The 16822-nt window shown below is 33.6% G+C and carries 16 protein-coding genes, 1 pseudogene and 1 riboswitch; of the genes and pseudogenes, 4 read left to right on the top strand and 13 right to left on the bottom strand.

Features of this window, described 5'->3' with window-relative positions; translation table 11 throughout:
* Positions 1 to 75: 75 nt before the first annotated feature.
* Positions 76 to 1719: a glycerol-3-phosphate dehydrogenase/oxidase gene (locus tag DFR56_RS19485; protein WP_110397133.1), complete on the top strand. Its 1644-nt coding sequence runs from the start codon at positions 76 to 78 to the stop codon at positions 1717 to 1719.
* Between the two features lie 74 nt (positions 1720 to 1793).
* Positions 1794 to 2360 (top strand): glycerol-3-phosphate responsive antiterminator, encoded by a 567-nt coding sequence (locus DFR56_RS19480; protein ID WP_110397132.1) that lies wholly within the window; start codon positions 1794 to 1796, stop codon positions 2358 to 2360.
* A 6-nt stretch (positions 2361 to 2366) separates the two neighbouring features.
* Here the strand turns inward: DFR56_RS19480 and DFR56_RS19475 are convergent, their stop codons facing one another.
* The 7 genes and pseudogenes from DFR56_RS19475 to DFR56_RS19445 all read right to left on the bottom strand — a co-directional run.
* A complete protein-coding gene (locus DFR56_RS19475) occupies positions 2367 to 3044 on the bottom strand; it encodes an MgtC/SapB family protein (protein ID WP_110397131.1) in 678 nt (225 codons plus the stop codon).
* 60 nt (positions 3045 to 3104) lie between these two features.
* A complete protein-coding gene (locus DFR56_RS19470) occupies positions 3105 to 3884 on the bottom strand; it encodes an HAD-IIA family hydrolase (RefSeq protein WP_158525729.1) in 780 nt (259 codons plus the stop codon).
* Positions 3885 to 4009: 125 nt separating this feature from the next.
* Positions 4010 to 4765 carry an MBL fold metallo-hydrolase gene (locus tag DFR56_RS19465; RefSeq protein WP_110397129.1) on the bottom strand — a complete coding sequence of 252 codons (756 nt, stop codon included), beginning with the start codon at positions 4763 to 4765 and terminating at the stop codon, positions 4010 to 4012.
* Positions 4766 to 4778: 13 nt separating this feature from the next.
* Complete coding sequence (locus tag DFR56_RS19460) at positions 4779 to 5591, bottom strand: carbohydrate ABC transporter permease (RefSeq protein WP_110397128.1); 813 nt, start codon at positions 5589 to 5591, stop codon at positions 4779 to 4781.
* A 17-nt stretch (positions 5592 to 5608) separates the two neighbouring features.
* The gene (locus DFR56_RS19455) at positions 5609 to 6511 is read right to left on the bottom strand and encodes a carbohydrate ABC transporter permease (protein ID WP_110397127.1); all 903 of its coding nucleotides are present in this window, start codon (positions 6509 to 6511) and stop codon (positions 5609 to 5611) included.
* 433 nt (positions 6512 to 6944) lie between these two features.
* Complete coding sequence (locus DFR56_RS19450) at positions 6945 to 8258, bottom strand: ABC transporter substrate-binding protein (RefSeq protein ID WP_170124515.1); 1314 nt, start codon at positions 8256 to 8258, stop codon at positions 6945 to 6947.
* Between the two features lie 212 nt (positions 8259 to 8470).
* Positions 8471 to 8995: pseudogene (locus DFR56_RS19445) on the bottom strand (metal ABC transporter permease); the annotation flags it as partial.
* 148 nt (positions 8996 to 9143) lie between these two features.
* On the opposite strand from DFR56_RS19445, the gene recQ reads away from it, so the two are divergent.
* Both recQ and DFR56_RS19435 read left to right on the top strand, forming a co-directional pair.
* Complete coding sequence (gene recQ / locus DFR56_RS19440) at positions 9144 to 11291, top strand: DNA helicase RecQ (protein WP_110397125.1); 2148 nt, start codon at positions 9144 to 9146, stop codon at positions 11289 to 11291.
* Between the two features lie 254 nt (positions 11292 to 11545).
* Entirely contained in the window at positions 11546 to 11788 is a 243-nt protein-coding gene (locus DFR56_RS19435) for a YkuS family protein (RefSeq protein WP_110397124.1), read from the top strand.
* Between the two features lie 476 nt (positions 11789 to 12264).
* Here the strand turns inward: DFR56_RS19435 and DFR56_RS19430 are convergent, their stop codons facing one another.
* From DFR56_RS19430 to DFR56_RS19405, 6 genes are all read right to left on the bottom strand, one after another.
* Positions 12265 to 12666, bottom strand: a complete 402-nt coding sequence (locus tag DFR56_RS19430) for a hypothetical protein (protein ID WP_110397123.1) — start codon at positions 12664 to 12666, stop codon at positions 12265 to 12267.
* Positions 12667 to 12905: 239 nt separating this feature from the next.
* Entirely contained in the window at positions 12906 to 13163 is a 258-nt protein-coding gene (locus tag DFR56_RS19425) for a hypothetical protein (RefSeq protein WP_110397122.1), read from the bottom strand.
* A gap of 163 nt (positions 13164 to 13326) precedes the next feature.
* On the bottom strand, positions 13327 to 13776 hold the full coding sequence (locus DFR56_RS19420; RefSeq protein ID WP_110397121.1) for a chemotaxis protein CheX: 450 nt from the start codon (positions 13774 to 13776) through the stop codon (positions 13327 to 13329).
* Positions 13777 to 14007: 231 nt separating this feature from the next.
* Positions 14008 to 14114, bottom strand: a riboswitch (cyclic di-GMP riboswitch).
* 271 nt (positions 14115 to 14385) lie between these two features.
* Positions 14386 to 15267 carry a protease HtpX gene (gene htpX, locus DFR56_RS19415; protein ID WP_110397120.1) on the bottom strand — a complete coding sequence of 294 codons (882 nt, stop codon included), beginning with the start codon at positions 15265 to 15267 and terminating at the stop codon, positions 14386 to 14388.
* A gap of 171 nt (positions 15268 to 15438) precedes the next feature.
* Entirely contained in the window at positions 15439 to 15831 is a 393-nt protein-coding gene (spx, locus tag DFR56_RS19410) for a transcriptional regulator Spx (RefSeq protein WP_110397119.1), read from the bottom strand.
* Between the two features lie 50 nt (positions 15832 to 15881).
* Positions 15882 to 16502, bottom strand: coding sequence for a TetR/AcrR family transcriptional regulator (locus DFR56_RS19405; protein ID WP_110397118.1), 621 nt, complete (start codon positions 16500 to 16502; stop codon positions 15882 to 15884).
* Between the last annotated feature and the right edge of the window lie 320 nt (positions 16503 to 16822).

Below are 16822 nucleotides of genomic sequence, written 5' to 3'. Positions count from 1 at the left end.
CAAAATATTGTTGCATTAGACAACACTATTTATTGTGGTCTCTTTTACTTTTTAAGAGTTGGAGGGATTAACAACATGTATTTTTCGAATTTAAACAGAGATTTAATCACGGAAAAGTTGGAATCGGCTCATTTTGACCTTTTAATCGTTGGGGGTGGAATTACAGGTGCTGGGATTGCACTAGATGCTATAACAAGAGGATTAAACGTAGCCTTATTAGAAATGAATGATTTTGCAAGTGGGACTTCTAGTCGATCAACAAAACTTGTTCATGGTGGATTAAGGTATTTAAAACAATTTGAATTTAAAGAAGTTGCTGAACTTGGACGAGAAAGAAGTGTAGTGTATGAAAATGGACCACATGTCACTATACCTGAACGAATGCTCCTCCCTTTTCATAAAGGAGGGACATTTGGTAAAACAATGACTTCTGTAGGGCTATCATTATACGATTTCTTGGCAAAAGTGAAAAAAAGTGAACGGCGTGTCATGATCTCTCGAGATGAAGTTATTACTAAAGTGCCTTTTATAAAGTCTCAAGAATTAAAAGGTGGAGGTGTATATGTAGAATACCGAACTGATGATGCACGACTGACTCTAGAAGTAATAAAAGCTGCTCATGAAAAAGGTGCCTCTATATTAAACTACGCAGAAGTACTTGGGTTTACCTATGATGAGAACAAGAAAATTAACGGTGTACAATTTAAAGATAAAGTAAGTAATAAAGTGATAGAGGTAAAATCGCAAGCTGTAGTAAATGCTAGTGGCCCTTGGGTTGACTCTGTAAGAAAGCTTGATTACACAAGAAATAATAAACATCTACAATTATCAAAAGGTGTGCATATCGTATTTGATTCTTCTAAGTTTCCACTAGATCAATCAGTTTATTTTGATACACATGATAAAAGAATGGTATTTGCTATCCCGCGCAATGGTAAGACGTATGTTGGTACGACAGACGATTTTTATGATGGTAATCCTACTGACATGAATGTTAAGAAAAGTGAAGTTGATTATTTACTAAAAGCGATTAAAGATATGTTCCCTTCTATCAAACTTTCAGAAACTGATGTAGAATCTAGTTGGGCTGGTGTCCGTCCATTAATTCATCAAGAAGGTAAAGACCCTTCAGAAATATCGAGGAAAGATGAAATTTGGGAGTCTGAATCAAATTTAATTACCATTGCAGGTGGAAAACTAACAGGATACCGTAAGATGGCCGAGACAATTGTAGATTTACTTTATAAAAAATATATTTCACATGATAAATTTTCTTATAGCACTTGCCAAACTAAAAACTTACCTATTTCTGGTGGTGATGTAGGTGGTTCTAACGGCTGGATTCCATTTAAAGAAAAATGGATCAAAAACTTAATGGAGTTTAAGTTGAATAAAAAGCAGTCCATTGAAATAATTGATCTCTTCGGCTCAAATATTACGAGTGTTATTCAATACGCACAGGGAAATGACACAAAACTTCCTACTCATCTTTATATGAAATTAATGTACTCCATGTACCATGAAATGATCTTAAGCCCAGTTGATTTCTTCTTTAGAAGAACTGGAGACATATTATTTAATCTTGAGCAAGTAATTCAATGGAAAGACGAAGTAAATAATATTATGGGTAATAAATTTAATTGGTCTGACGAGAAACGATCAATATATATCGAGGAATTAAATACTGCCATTGATACTGCAAATAACTTTAAAAAATAAATATATTGAATATTGTCATGTTACTGTATATTATTAAGATATAATCATGTTATTTTTTAAGGAGAATTAGTTTAATGAGTGTTATTTCTTATGCGTTAAAAAGAAATCCATTGATAGCATCCTTAACCGACACAAGAGATTTAGAGATGGTGCTGAACTCTGACTGTAATATAATCATTTTAATTCAATCAGACATTTGTTCTTTAAAAGAAATGGTCGATCGTATTAGAGAAACCGATAAACTCATTTTTGTCCATTTAGACTTAACAAAAGGACTAAAACGAGATGCTTCCGGAGTTAAGTTTTTGTCTGAATTTGTTGGTGTTGACGGAATTATAACTACTCATACAAATTTAATTCAAGTAGCTAAACAATATGATTTATTAACGATTCAACGTGTTTTCATTTTAGATACTGCTTCTATAAAGCAAGGTATCAAGTCGATAAATAGTTCGAAGCCAGATGCTGTGGAAATTTTGCCTGGTGTTGTCATACCTCATATTAAAAGTTATTTAAAATCGGTTGCTGATCAAACAATTATCGCTGCTGGGCTGATTAACTCAAAAGAGGAAATAGGAAACATTCTACAAAATGGTGCCCAAGGTGTTTCTAGTAGTTCATTAAAACTAATAGGGAGATAACACAAGTTACCTCCCTTGAACTTCTATCGCTCTCACTCCTTTAATTGCCTTTATTTTGTGATAATATTTAATAATTTCTCCTTGATGTTCATCGAGTGTACATCTTAGTTCTACTTTTAAATAGTCCTCACGGCCACTTATTTTCATATTTCGTAAATCGCCGACAATTTTACTAATCTCATTAAAAATATAATCGGTACTTTCTTCGTTATCATCTACATAAACCGTAAGATTAATTTCACGTTCTCTTAAAGAACTTGGCCCAACTTTCATCACAATATATGGTAAAAATCGAACACTAAGAACAAGTATAATAATTCCTATTGCTACTTCTTTAAAGTAGCCAGCCCCTGTTGCAATTCCTATTCCTGAAGCCGTCCACACGATTGCTGCAGTTGTTAAACCAGAAATAACATCATTATTTCTACGTAAAATAACACCTGCCCCTAAAAATCCTACACCACTAACAATTTGAGCAGATAAACGCATTGGATCAGATCTAATAAATGGATGATCATAATGGGGTAACGCTGTTTCAATCGAAATAATCGTTAATAAACAGCTAGTCACTGATATAACTACACAGGTTTTTAACCCCAAAGGTTTATGTTTAGACTCCCTTTCGATTCCTAATACAAGACCTGCAATAGCAGCTACTAGCAACTTCAATAATTCCTCTGACATATTATCTCACTCCGTTTCCTCCTATAAAGTGTCAATAAAAAGACTTTTAGAATTTACCCTTTAATCAAATAACGAAGGTAACTCAGCAATAGACTTAATTGTATAATCTGGTCGATATTCAGTATTTTCTGGGATTATTTCATTGTAAGCTCGAATCCAAACCGCTATCATATTGGATTGCTTTCCAAGCCTAACATCAGTATTTAGTCGATCTCCAACAACAACACAATCTTCTACATTCTCTTTTAAATCTTGGATTAATAAGTCACCTAATATCTTAGATGGCTTGCCAATTATTTTTTCTAACTTTCTTGATGTAGAAATTTCAAGCGCTGCAATGATTGCCCCAGAATCGATAAGACCCCCATCTGGCGTTGGACAAACAGTATCTGGATTTGTCGTAATAAAGTTTGCACCTTTGTTAAGGGCTCTATATGCAGTCATTAATTTTTCATAATATAGATCAGTATCAAAACTTACCAATACTGTATCGGCAGTGTCATCTTCTACAATATTTATTTGTTTTTCATTTAATTCCGCCATTAGTTGCTCTTCACCAATGACAAATATCTTTCCATATTGATGGTTTTCATCTAAATATTTAGCCGTTATTTGCGCAGAAGTAATAATTTCATCAAATGATGTTTCGATCCCTAATCTTTGCAATTTCTTTCTATAAAACTCTCTACTATAGCGTGGATTGTTTGTTACAAATCTAACTTTCGCATTATTTTTTCGGACCCATTGTAAAGATTCTTTCGCACCTTCAATTAAATGGTCTCCCAAATAAATTGTTCCGTCAAGATCGAAAATAAATGCTTTTGGTATTGCTGTAGCCAATAGTACACATCCTCCATTCAACTTATAACAAATTAAAAAACCCTTGAGTAAAAAGCAACATGAATAACATCATGTTTACCTAATTTCACAACAAGGGGTCTCTCATCTCATACCCATCCATCATCTTATAAACTGATCTTCATTTGATCATATGCAATTTTAATACTAGATTTTTTATTATCATTAACTAGTTTGTCATACACTTCATTATATGGTTCATTTTCGCTTAAATGAACAAAAATAAGTTTTTCTATCTGGTCTAAAGGATAATAAGTTAACACTTCTTCCATGCTAGAATGAAACGTTGAATTTTTGCTTGCAAATGTAGCTTCGTGAATTAGTAGATCAATATAATTATATTCTTTAATCAATTCATTTATTGCTGTATCCGCAGAATATACGATTCTTTTTGCTTTATATATAAATTCAAACCCAACTGTCGGCACAGAATGAATTGCTGGAATACTGAATAGTTGTAAATCATTACATACAAATAGCTCAGAAACTTCAGCACCATTAAATGTGTTAATCTGTATGTCAAACCGAATGTCCCATTCTTTAATTGATATCGTATCCAACCAAGTATGTAACTGGTTTTCATTACGGTAATCTACATAAATGGTAAATGGTTCAGTACGATCTTCCAACCACATCCCCCATAACAAAGAAGGTAGACCAAAAATGTGGTCGATATGTGTATGGGTGATCAATAGGGTATCAATTTCCCGTAATGACTTATTCAACTCTTTTAATCGTTTTGCTGGATTCCCGCTTACATCTACTAAAAAATGTTTATCTTCAAATGAAAATAAGATAGAAGTATTGTCTCTCTCCGAACTTGGATAAGCACTACCTGTCCCTAGAAAATGTATTGTTGCCATTCTAATAATCCTCCTATTTTATACCTGAATGCATAAAGCTTGAAACAAACTGTTTTTGGAAGATAAAGAAGGCAATTAATAGTGGTAAGATAACTGTCACAGTTCCAGCAGTAATCACACCCCATTGAGCACCTGTTTCAAACGCTTGTGCAAACAATGCTAATCCAACAGTAAGTGGTCGATTATCAACTGAATCTGTAATAATTAATGGCCACATAAAATTACTCCAGTGTGTACTCACTGATACTAACGCAAATGCTACATACGTAGGTTTTGCTGCTGGTATATAAACATGCCAAAGTGTTTGCCACCAACGACTTCCATCCATTTTAGACGCTTCATCTAATTCATATGGTACTTGTTTAAATGTCTGTCTCATTAAAAACATTCCAAATGCTGAGGCCCAGTATGGCATCATGACAGCCAACTTTGTATCTACTAACCCTAACTGCGCCATAATTTGGTAGTTAGGAAATAATAAAATTTCCGGTTGAATCATTAACTGTAGTAAAAAAAGAATAAATAGTATTTCTTTTCCCTTGAAGTTAACACGAGCAAAAGCATATGCAGCGAGTGTAATAGTAAGTAACTGGACGGCTAACACTCCGAATACGATGATTAACGTATTTATATAGTATTTTAAAAATGGAGCCGCTTCCCAAGCATCACGAAAGTTTTGGAGTGTAGGATTATTCGTCCAAAAAGGATTTGATTCACCAATTATTTCACCGGATGGAGATATTGATGTAATAAAAACCCAAATTAACGGGATAAAAAATAGTATTCCTAAAAAAATTAGTAAACAATAATTGAATATTTTCCCCAAAATAATAGCTTCCTTTCCTAATAATGAATTCTTTTATCAAGATAAAAGTAATTAAAAGCTGTTACTGACAACAAAATTGCGATTAAAACAATTGTTAACACAGCAGCTTTTCCTAAATCCCAATTTGTGAATGCCACTTCATAAATATAGTAGAGAAGTAAATTAGTAGCATTATCAGGACCACCCTTTGTCATAATATACAAATGGTCTACGTTCTTAAAAGAGTTCGTAATTGCCACAATCATTACAAAGAGAGTAGTTGGCATTAATAGTGGAAAAGTTATATGCCTAAACATTTGAAAAGGCTTTGCACCTTCGATTAAAGCTGCTTCATAGACATCTCCAGGCAAGTTTTGTAGTCCTGCCAAATAAAAAATCATATAAAAACCAGCATCTTTCCAAACAATCATAAAAATAATCGCAATCATTGCAACACTAGGGCTACCTAACCAGTTAGGCCCTTGCATGTTAATAAATTCTAAAAAGCGATCCATCAATCCATATTTCGGTGTATAAACAAACAACCAAATGTTAGCAACCGCTATCAATGGAATGATCGTTGGATAGAAAAAGGCAGTTCGTAAAAATGAGCTTCCTCTTATATTTTTATTTACCCAAATAGCTAAATACATTGCGAGAAATATACTAGTTGGAACGGTTCCGATCAGAAACAATATATTATTCAACAATACTTTTCGAAATAATTCATCTGAAAATACATTTTTGTACTGATCGAAACCAGAAAATTGTAGCCTTGTTAAAGGTCCACTATAAAAACTCAGTTTTATTGACTTAATGACGGGATAAAACGTAAATAAAGATAAGAAAATGAACGAAGGAAATAATAGGAAATAACCGAATAAGTTATTTCTGCTATTTTTTGATAGCCCTTTTTTCATTCCTGTTTTCTGCTGAGCCATAATCGTTATAAATACCTCCATTTTGAGAAATGATAAAATAAAAACTAATGATAATACTCATCCAATTGAGTCGATTTAGTAACTCAATAAAGTAGAATAAATCCAAACTATATAAATTTACTGAAAACCATTTCTTTTTTATGTACGGACAATCAAACCTAAATTAAGTGCTATCATACAGATAAAATAAAACATCCATTATGCTACCTAAGAAATAGATTCAATTTACTTTTAATAAAAAAACTTGTCACACCGATCATTTAGGATATTTCTTGTAATTAAAAAATAAATTCCTAAAAGGATGTGACAAGTTGTTACCTCATTTCTACGCTTACAACCTTGTCCATTTGTAAATTAAATCTAGCAAACTTCAATCCTTTTGAGATGTAGTATCACTTAAAATAAAAGCTTACTTTAAATAAATATAGTGTTTTTATTCTTGAAACGGTTCTAACACCCGATTCGCTTCTTCTTGCGCATCGTTTAATCCATCTTCAACTGTTGTATTGCCAGTAAGGATGGACTGGAGTGCATCGTTAAACAATTTTTGAATTTCGCCATTTTGGTAAGTGGCTAACTCACTATCTGCGTATTCTAATTGCTCACGAGCTACAATTGATTCTGGGAATACTTCTGTATACTCTTTCAATGTTTCCGTCTCATAGGCAGATTCTCTAGTAGCAACATATCCAGTATCAATCGACCACTGCGCAATACGCTCTGGCCCTGTTAAAAATTCCATAAATTTTATTGCAGCATCTCTATTCTCTTCTGGAATATCCTTAAATAAGTAAATATTTCCTCCACCTGTAGGAGATCCATATTGGTTATTCGCCGGTAAGAACGAAACACCAAATTCAAAGTCAGCGTTTTCTTTTACATTCGTTAAATTACCAGTTGTATGAAACATCATTGCTGTATTTCCACTTAAGAAATCGGAAGGTACTGTCGCCCACTCAATGACTCCCTCAGGCATAATCTTATGTACATTTCCTAGATCTAACCAGAAGTCCATAGACTCTTTCACATAAGGAGCATCAAAATAAACTTCTTTCCCATCTTTAGACATTATGTTTTCTTCTGTTTGTAATGCCAACGCTTGTAACATCCAGTACTGATAACCAGTACTTGGAATTTCTAAGCCCCACTGCGTTTTCCCTTCATCAATTGTTAACTTTTTACCGTATTCAACGAGCTCATTCCAATTGGTTGGCGGTTTTTCTGGATCAAGCCCTGCTTCTTTAAATGCATCTTTATTATAATATAATACAATCGTACTTCTTTGGAATGGTAAACTAAATACCTTATCGTCTGTAGTAGAATTTTCCATAAAAGCATCATAAAAATCATCAAAATACTCGTCATCAAATAATGGTGTCAATTCTTCAATAACATCATTTTCTAATAATGTAAATAAGTCAATTGAGAACAAAACTGCTAATTCAGGAGCATTTCCACCATGTACTGCCGCCATAACCTGTGTCATTGTTTCTTCATAGCTTCCACCGAATTTCGGATTAACCTTTATATTAGGATTCTCCTCTTCAAAATCTGCAACTAAATCATCAACTAAATTTGCAATTGGCCCACCTACTGCTACTGGAAAATAGAAATCGATTTCAGTTTTATCGCCACTATCTTTTTTCTTACTTGCGTTACTATCGCTATCACTACTTCCACAGGCAGCTAGAAACATAATTAACATCGTTGATAAAATGAGCAACAAATTTTTTTTCACAAGCTCCACTCCTTTTTTATGAAGTAAAAAATCCCCATGGTTAAATAAATTGATTACACATCAATTTACAAACTCATGGGGGTTCTCTTTTACTCCAACCCAATAATATATTTTCTTCATTCTATATTATTATAAACAAAGTGTCAATACACCATTTTAGTACTCTCTTAAGTCTATACCTTTACTAGAAGAGTAGATAAGCTGTTTTGCACCTAACATTCTTAACTTTCTAACACTTCAGGAGGTCTTACATATTTAGATAGTAAGCCATGCTTAGGTGATAATAGAAAACTAATTAGAAAAACAATTCCAGTTGCAAAAGCCATGGATCCAGAGATAGAAGTATCAATCCAATCTGCGATATAATAGCCAGCAATTGCGGAAGCTACTCCAAAAACACCGCTGGTAAAAATCATATGGATCAGCTTATCTGTCCATAAATAAGCGGAAGCGGCAGGAGTAATAAGCATTGCTACTACCATAATGGCTCCTACAGCATCGAAGGAGGCAACCGTTGTAATAGAAACAAGTCCCATGAAAAGATGGTTCATAAAGATGACTTGTATACCGAGGCTTGTAGCCAAGGATGGATCAAAAGTGGTAATTTTCCATTCCTTATAAAATAGGATGATGAAAAACAAAAGAACAAACAACAAAAGGACCAATAATGCTGTTGCCTTAGGAACCTCCCCGACAAACGGAATGACCATTTTATTCCAAGGGACAAATGTGATTTCCCCCATTACTTGGCTTAGGTGAAGATGTCAATATATTGATAGTTTTATTTTATAATGACAGTCAAAAAAATCATCTCGTTTACAATATATATAATCTTTCTTGAAGTAAGTAAATATGTACTATATGCTAGAACTAGAAAAGGAGTGCGTGTTTAAAATGTCTTCAAAAGTAGAGCATATTTTACAACATTATTTTGGTTATCATTCCTTTCGCCCCGGTCAGGCGGAGACAATAAACCATGTTTTACACAAAAAAAATACACTTGCTGTCATGCCTACAGGAAGTGGTAAATCATTATGTTATCAAATTCCTTCTCTCGCAAAAGAAGGAACAGCGATTATTATTTCACCGTTAATATCACTAATGAAAGATCAAGTCGATGCCCTACAATCACTCGGCATTAACGCTACTTTCATTAATAGTTCCCTGTCAGTAGCTGAACAACAAATTCGACTTGAACAAATGCTTGCTGGAAAGTGTAAATTTGTCTATGTTGCACCTGAACGTTTTGAATCGTCTTATTTTGTTCATATGATTAAACGAATTCAACTATCACTTGTTGCATTCGATGAAGCTCACTGTATTTCTCAGTGGGGGCATGATTTCAGACCAAGCTACAGATCGGTTGTCCCAATATTAAAGCAATTATCGAATATCCCTGTTTTTGTCGCTTTAACTGCAACTGCTACAAAAGAAGTTATTTCTGATATTCAAGACTTGCTGCAAATTAATAATGAATATGTCGTTACAACAGGCTTTGAACGTGAAAACTTATCGTTTTACCTTGTAAAAGGAAAAGATAAAGCGACCTATATTCGTTCCTTTTTAAAAGAGCATCCAAACGATTCTGGGATTATCTATACTGCAACCCGAAAACAAGCCGATAAGCTTTATGAACAATTAAATAAGTTAGGTGTTTCAGTGGAAAAATATCATGCAGGATTATCTGAAACTGAGCGAAAAAACGCCCAATCCGCTTTTATTCATGACGAGAAGACTGTCATGGTTGCTACAAACGCGTTTGGAATGGGGATCGATAAATCAAACGTTCGCTACGTCATACATTACGCGATGCCAATGAATATCGAATCCTATTATCAAGAAGCTGGAAGAGCCGGTCGTGATGGAGAACCAAGTGATTGTATTTTGCTTTTTTCTCCACAAGATGTTCAGTTGCAGAAATTTTTAATCGAACAATCCGAAATGGATGAGCCATCTAAGCAAAATGAATATCGTAAATTACAAGCCATGATCAATTATTGTCATACACATAGTTGCTTGTCAGCCTTTATTCTAGATTATTTTGGAGATAAGAATATACATGCTTGTGGTCGTTGTAGTCACTGTCAGAGTAACCAAGAAAAAACAGATATGACCGTAGAAGCACAAATGATTTTGTCCTGTGTTAAGCGTATGGGTGAGCGATTTGGTGTTAGTATGACTGCAAAAGTATTACGTGGCTCAAAAGATAAAAAAGTCATTTCTTTTCGTTTGGACACCTTGTCCACTTATGGGATTTTATCTAATTATACGGAAAAAGAGTTAACAGAATGGATTCATTTTTTAATCGCCGAACAACTACTTGATACAGAAGAAGGAAAATATCCAACAATAAAATTAAACCAACATTCTGTCGAAGTACTAAAAGGAAAACGGAAAGTTTGGATGCTCTCTGCTCCAATTCCAGTACATGATGATACCGATTATGATAAAGGATTATTTGCAGAATTACGTACAGTAAGGAAAGATTTAGCCGATGCAAATAATGTACCACCATATGTATTATTTTCTGATGCTACATTAAGAGATTTATGTCGCTACTTCCCGATTTCTAAAGAAGATATGTTACAAATTAAAGGGATTGGTGAAAAGAAATTTGAACAATACGGTGACATTTTTATGCAGATTATTCAAGATTGGAAAAAGGAACATCCAGAAATAAAACCAAAAATTCAAATCACTGGTACAGCACCGATGCCAAAACAACGTACAAATCAGGAGATCTTTGATGGTCCAAGTCATATAGAGAGCTATAAAATGTTTCAGGCTGGCAAGTCAATAAAAGATATTGCTAGCATTCGAGATATGACTGAACAAACGATTGAAAGGCATTTATTTAAAGCTTTTAAAGATGGTTATCCAATTGCTTGGGATATATTTTTCAATCCAGAGGAAGAAAAGATCATCCTTACCCAACATGAACAAATGACGGAGGATCGATTAAAGCCATTAAAAGAATCACTTCCTGATACGTATTCTTATCTTAAAATCAAAGCCGTTCTAGTAAAGAATGGGAAAATGTAAAGGTTGTCTATTCGCCAGGTTGATATACTCAGCACATAAGTGGTTTCTCAAGCGGATAAATCCTGTTCGAAGCAGAAGTGGTTGTCTGCGGCGTATTATTCTCGATTTCGGCACATAAGCGATTTTACGGCTCATTCTTCCCGATTTCAGCACATCATCCCGTAGCGCATAATTAATCCCTTCATATTGTATATCATTCCATCATTTGGATAAGCTAACTGTGGAATATTTTAAATATTGGAGGAGGAAAAGAAATGGCACGGATTGGAGTAGAGCCAGCACTTTCAAATATAAAATCCGCTTTAACAGAAATGGGTCATGACGTAGTTGATTTACGATCTGAAAATGATGCACATCATTGTGATTGTTGCATTATATCTGGAATTGACAAAGATATGATGGGTATCGCCGATATTGTAATTGAAGGTCCTGTCATAAATGCGGATGGAGCAACGACAGATGAAGTTTGCCAAATGGTTAGCGAAAGATTAAGTTAATTATGATGCATTTCAACTAAAATCATCCACGGACTTCTATTTGACGTGGGTGATTTTGGTTCATTGGATATTTTTTATAGACTTAGTGCTTACCCTAAGGAAAAAATCGCTGAAAGATGTAAACTATACATCGTTATTTACCTAGCAAAATTTTATCTAACTAATCCTTTTGTTTATAGTTTATGGCGAAAGAATAGCCGTGAATAGCGTTTATTTGTCTATTACCATTATCCGTTTTAATCACCATTCGGTTATTTTGCATTTTTAGGTACTTTCCCCCAAAAAATTGAACTTCCTCGTCTATAACACGACATGGTTGTTTGAACTAACTAAATAGAATAACGACACTAAACAAAAACAGCTAAAAATGCAGCACCGAAAGGGAACAAGAATAAATTGAACTCAGCTGACTGTCTAATAACCGAAATCATTGGCAATTAAGCTAGCTATAACTCCACCATTACCTTTTGCTTTCTTTAAGTGTTAGTTGATTCGGAAACTCCCTTCATATTTTCCTCCTTTTCTTCCGATCCGCTTACCCTGCTAGGTTTTTCCTCACTTGCAATAATTGTAAAGATTCCTGCAATGGTGAACAATATTCCAATAAAAAAGAAGAGAGAAAAAGCTCCACAAATGATTAAGATGACCCCTTGGGTAATCGTTGGTTTTTGCTTTACTCTTACAAACATGGTTAAACCAAGAATACCTTTGATTAATGCCGGAAAAAGAAAAAATTGTCTCACGATTATATCTAGATAATCTATACCTTCCTCAAGTATATGGACAAGTGCGCCCATGACAAAAAGGAAAAATCCAATTAAATAAATAATACCACCGATTAACGATAAAACACTTGCTACATTTGCATGTTTTTTCAAAAGAAATCTCCCTTTCCTTTTTCAAGACCCAAAGATAAAATGTTATATCCTTCATATCCATAGAAATTGTAACAATAGTACATTTTGAATCCAAGAGGAGAAAGTTGTGTATCTTTTGACCCTTAAAAAAATAGCGCAGCCTCTTCTGGAAACCAACATTTACAACTGTTTTCCAAAAAAGGCTGAGCAAGTGAATTTTGATTATTCATTTTTACTATTCATTTAAATTTTAGACGATTTTACGGTATTTTAACCCACTTATGATCATGCATATAAATAAATGATTCTCCATGATTAAAATAAACCCTTAACACACTTATCTCAGCTTCAATTTTTATTACATTGTTTTCCGAATACCTTCTTCTTTCTACCAAATCCATAGATGATAAATGTTTTTTATAAGTTTCATCAAACATGTTTTTATGTGTGTCAGAAAGCAGATTATATCCATTTACACTTTCCATAGTAAAAGCTCGAAACATATTGATTACCTTCATCTTTATTATTCACCTCTATGTTTACGATATTTATAATAACCTAATCTAGCTTTATACTTAGTATCTTTCCGTTCCGATCACTATCTTTTAAAAAATTAATTGAAAAGATCATTCCTGCTTTTCATTGTTACTAAACCTGTTCCTAGATAACGAATGCATTTACTTAATCAAGAAGTAAGTTTGTGTTCATAAATCCAATATTTTCAAAGTTAGCAGCAATTGCCAATGCTTGCTTATAACCTGATAAAGTCGTCTCACCTTGTAAAATGGTAGGGGTAGTAATATCAATATCCATTCCACTTTCCGCTATTTTTGTCGACATTCCTCCAGCGATCATATTACCTAACTCTCCACTAAATGATAGAAGCATTTCACCTTCTAAGGACATTCCATACATCTTTTCACCAATGGCTTCAAAAATTGTTGGATCCCCAGTAAATACTAACTTCCCTTTTATATCGCCAGTAATACCGACTAGCACCCCAAAAGAAAGGAAAAATTCTTCATACAATATCCGTGGTTTTTCCATTTGATAATTGATTGGTACAACCGTTTTTATCGATGATAAAGTGCCATTTAATAACTTCGTCACACTATTACTATTTTGATTCATTCACATAACACTCCTCCATACCATTCATTCAGTAATCACTTTATTTTTAAATCGTTTCTATTATCACCCTCGTTCTAGTCTTCCCCTTTCAGAAATCCAAATTTTTTTGTTATTTCTCCGTACTTATATTGATTAACTAAACCTAAAAATATAAACTAATTCATTAAAAAAAGGCTATCCAAATTAAAATTTGAATAGCCAAAAAAATTCAAGTGGAATTGAATGAAAGAGATTGGTAACCAGGCGATCATAGCGTATTTTAGTCATAATTACCCATCTACACTTTAGACCCTATGGCTTTGCGTCCTACCCTTTCGGATAGTTTGCCTTTTTCAATTTTAATATGATTCTTTTATACCATAAACAATAGTAAATCATATATTTTTTGAAAAATCAACTTAAAAATACCTTTTTATACATCTATATTACTAGTAATAAGGAACTATTACAACTTTTCACTTACTAGTTCACAAATATGAGACTTTTATAGGTAATAGTGAGTCAGTGAATAAAAACAGGGATGTTTCACGTAGCACATCCCATTGAGTCGGAGAATATGCAGAGACATTAAAAAACACAACAGTTCTTCTCTGAACTGTTGTGTTTTTATTATGCTAAACGTTTAATACGTTCATTTAAGTCTGGGTGGGTTGAAAAAAGTGAAGAAAATTTCTTTCTTCCATTAATTTTCATTGTAGCAACTGCTGTATCTTGTCCATCTACTGTAGCACGGTCCGCATATACTTTTAAGCTTTCCAACGCATGTCTCATCTTATCCTTACCAGCTAGGTCAGCTCCCCCTCGGTCTGCATGAAATTCTCGGTGCCGCGAATATGCAAACACAACTAGGCTTCCCAAAATGGAAAATAAAATTTGAAAAACAATGATGGCGATAAAATGAACAATTGGCGCTAATTCGCTTCTTACAACATTAGAAACAGCATAAGCTACAATTCTCGCCAAGAATACGACAAAAGTGTTCACTACCCCTTGAAGTAATGTCATTGTCACCATATCCCCATTCGCTATATGGGCAACCTCATGGGCAATAACTCCTTCTACTGCATCATCATCCATTTCATTCAATAGACCTGCCGATACTGCAACTAATGAACTTTTCTTTGAAGGTCCTGTTGCAAAAGCATTTACTTCTTTTGAATAATAAATTCCTACCTCAGGCATATGTGTAAGTCCTGCAGCCCTTGATAAGCGATATACCTTTTCTACCACAGCTTCCTCATACTCATTTTTAGGGTTATTAGGATCAATTACTTCGACACCCATCATTTTTTTGGCCATCCAGCGTGACAGTAACAAAGATATAAATGAACCAGTAAAACCTATGATTGCACTAAAAATAAGTAACGCACCAAAATTAATCATGCCATCTGGACCGATATAGTGCCCGACAGGTAATATCATAAAGATGATCGAGATTGTTAAGAGCACTAATACGTTCGTCAATAAGAAATAAAATATTCTTTTTCCCATTCTTTCACTCCTTGATTACTAATATTTATATTCTATAACATTTTTATTCAATTATGAACCAATTTTATATGAATTAAGCAAAAAGTAATAGTTTTAAGCACCATGTATGTTTCGTCCGAATTCCGTAGAATTTAGATCAAACATTTGATTAAAATCTGAATGCCCCTTCTATTAGGTCATTGATAATGTTTCATTTAATAATTTTTTTCTTTCTTCGCGTGGTATAAATTGCCGGATATTATATTCATCAAACCCGACTTGTAATTTATTAACTCCGACAATGATTGGCTGTCGTAATAGTTTCGGAAATTTATAAATTAATTCATACAACTGTTTTAATGGCAGATTATCTATATCTAAATTTAATTCTTTATAAATATTGGACCTTGTTGAAATAATATCTTTCGTTCCTTCTTCAGTCATGCGCAAGATTGCCTGCATTTCATTTTCAATTAACGGTTTTCTCGTAATATCGCGATATTCAAATGGAATGGCATGTTCTTTAAACCACCTTTTCGATTTCCGTGTTGATGCACATGAAGATCCATAAACCGTTATATCCATTTAAAACACACCTTCTTTTTATTTTTTATTACAACACACAAAATTTTTATTTAATCATTCACTTTTAATAGGCCTCTTTTTAATAAACACATCTGAACACTGTAATTTCGAATGACAGACTCATTTGACATGTCATTGGCAAACTTTTGAACAAGATTTTGCATCATCGTCATTAGAACAATCTGCACAAGTTGAAATAATTCCTCTTCATTGCTGACATTCAAATGTTCAGTATTCAATAAATATTTAATTTCAACATATTGTTTATTGAAAGAGTTAAGATTCATATTGTCAAGAAATGCTTTTTCCGTCTTATAATTCATATTTAAAAAAACATTACGGTAAAACTTCCGTACACTATCATTTTCCATTTCAACGATCATCAAATGAAACAATTCAGTGAGTGAGTTAAAAATATCTCCATTATGTTTTTTTAACGATAAAATAAATTCGGCTCGTCTTTCTTTTGCCATTTCAGTTAATAAATAAAAATAAAGATCTTCTTTATCATAAAAATATTGATAAAAGCTCCCTCTTGGTATTTTTGCTTCTTTTACTATGTTTGCAATAGATGCTTCAGCTAAGGATACACGGGAAAATTCATTTTTCCCTGCCTGAATTAATGTTAGCTTCTTTTCTTCTGATAAATTAAAAAATGTTTGCTTAGGCAATCAAACTTCGCCTCCAATTTTCCGACATGACACAATGTCATAACCGAACATCTAGTACAACTCTAAGTATAAGTGACACGGTGTCATATGTCAACCTTTATATGACACCGTGTCACTTATTCTAAAAAGAAATCCTCTATTAAAGAATGCGTTTTAACGGTTCAATTTTTGAACCTCTCATGACTAAAGTCACGAGATTCTTGGGAACAGAGCATACTTGAGAGCGGTGGCATACACTACCCACAGTGGTTTCTCTTATACACCAAGCTATCTCCGCAGTTCCTGCGGTTCTTGATTATTTTCCTTTTTACGTTAGGGAT

This window comes from Pseudogracilibacillus auburnensis, from assembly GCF_003201975.1.
GTDB classification, from domain to species: Bacteria; Bacillota; Bacilli; order Bacillales; family Amphibacillaceae; genus Pseudogracilibacillus; species Pseudogracilibacillus auburnensis.
This window is presented reverse-complemented; position numbering and strand designations above follow the sequence as displayed.